Raw genomic sequence first — 282 nt, 5'->3', positions numbered from 1 at the left:
CACTTCGTGTGTGGCGTTCTTTAGACTTTCGCTAGTTGCTGAGTCAAGTGGTAGCTCGAGGGTAGTATCCTCGATAAAATCACCTAAATGCGAATCTTCATCGTCACCGATTGGGGTTTCCATTGAGATTGTCTCTTTAGCGATTTTCAGCACCTTACGAATCTTATCTTCAGGCATCATCATACGTTCTGCCAATTCTTCAGGAGACGGCTCACGGCCCATTTCTTGAAGCATTTGACGAGAAATACGGTTCAGCTTGTTAATCGTTTCGATCATGTGTAC

General features: G+C 44.3%; 1 protein-coding gene. It reads right to left on the bottom strand.

Going from position 1 to position 282, the window contains the following annotated elements; genetic code table 11:
• Window positions 1-282, bottom strand: a 282-nt coding sequence (locus AAEY88_RS13015; RefSeq protein ID WP_350563058.1) for a sigma-70 domain-containing protein, incomplete at both ends; no start/stop codon positions are given.

The sequence above is a fragment of the Psychrobacter sp. CAL346-MNA-CIBAN-0220 genome (genome assembly GCF_040309805.1).
GTDB lineage: Bacteria > Pseudomonadota > Gammaproteobacteria > Pseudomonadales > Moraxellaceae > Psychrobacter.
The sequence above is the reverse complement of the archived record's forward strand: the minus strand, read 5'-3'. Positions and strand labels throughout refer to the sequence as shown.